Raw genomic sequence first — 1,223 nt, 5'->3', positions numbered from 1 at the left:
GTGCGCGCTCACCCCGCCGACGTCACGGACGAGGACCAGGTGAGCGGCGCGGTCGCGGCGGCCGCCGAGCACGGAGACGGGCTCGACGGCGTGGTGGCGTGCGCCGGGGGCAGCGAGACCATCGGACCCCTCACCCAGACCGACACCGAGGCCTGGAAGCGGACCGTCGACCTCAACATCAACGGCATGATGTACACGCTCAAGCACTCCGCTCGCGCCCTGGTCGCGAAGGGCGGCGGCTCGTTCGTGGCCATCTCGTCCATCGCCGCGAGCAACACCCACCGCTGGTTCGGCGCCTACGGCGTGACCAAATCCGCGGTGGACCACCTGGTCCGTCTGGGCGCGGACGAGCTCGGCGCCAGCCGGGTGCGGGTCAACGCCATCCGGCCGGGGCTCATCGAGACCGACCTGGTGGCACCGGTCCTCGACGACCCCGCGCTCTCGGAGGACTACCGCGTGAGCACGCCGCTGCCCCGCGTCGGCAGGGTCGGCGACGTCGCCAACCTGGCGACCTTCCTCCTCGCCGACGAGTCGGAGTGGATCACCGGCCAGGTGATCAACGTCGACGGCGGGCAGATGCTGCGCCGCGGCCCGGACTTCTCGCCCATGCTGGAGCCGCTCTTCGGCGCCGACGGCCTGCGCGGGGTCGCGACCGGGCACTAGCCCCGCACACGGTTCTGATGCCAGACGAGAGGAGCGGCGATGCCGACCATGCACCCCTGTGAACCGGTGGACGTCCACTACACGGACACCGCGAGGTTCCGCTTCACCAACAGCGTGGCGATCCCCGCCTCGCCGCGGCAGGTGTTCGAGATCTTCGTCGACGCCGACGCGTGGCCCCGCTGGGCGGGAGTGATCACCAAGGTGGTCTGGACCAGCGAACCCCCCTACGGCGTGGGCACCACCCGCACCGTGCACATGCTGGGCGGGCTGGTCGGCGACGAGGAATTCCTGGCATGGGAGCCCGAACGACGGATGGCCTTCCGCTTCAACGCCAGCTCCACCAAAGGGATCCACGCGTTCGCGGAGGCCTACGACATCGAGCCCACCGACGGCGGCTGCCGCCTCACCTGGACTCTCGCGATGCACGGCAACGCGGTGACCAACCTCTCGATCGCGGCGGCGCAGCCGGTGATGACCCTGCTGTTCCGCCGTTTCCTCCGCCGCCTGTCCGCGCTGGCGGCCGAGCGGTACCCGGGCGCGTCTGGGTAGCCGCGGGGGGT

The 1,223-nt window shown here is 71.2% G+C and carries 2 protein-coding genes; both read left to right on the top strand.

Annotated features, from left to right (window positions below):
* Positions 1-663: SDR family oxidoreductase (locus IY392_RS16035; protein WP_194861754.1), on the top strand; the 663-nt coding region annotated here is incomplete at its 5' end.
* A 39-nt stretch (positions 664-702) separates the two neighbouring features.
* Complete coding sequence (locus tag IY392_RS16030) at positions 703-1,212, top strand: SRPBCC family protein (protein ID WP_194861753.1); 510 nt, start codon at positions 703-705, stop codon at positions 1,210-1,212.
* Positions 1,213-1,223: the final 11 nt, after the last annotated feature.

The organism is Dietzia sp. SYD-A1 (assembly GCF_015356725.1).
Classification (GTDB): Bacteria; Actinomycetota; Actinomycetes; order Mycobacteriales; family Mycobacteriaceae; genus Dietzia.
The sequence above is the reverse complement of the archived record's forward strand: the minus strand, read 5'-3'. Positions and strand labels throughout refer to the sequence as shown.

Bases quoted from the DNA above. Each gene is read 5' to 3' on its own strand.
- IY392_RS16030 (WP_194861753.1), top strand. From the start codon at position 703: ATGCCGACCATGCACCCCTGTGAACCGGTGGACGTCCACTACACGGAC.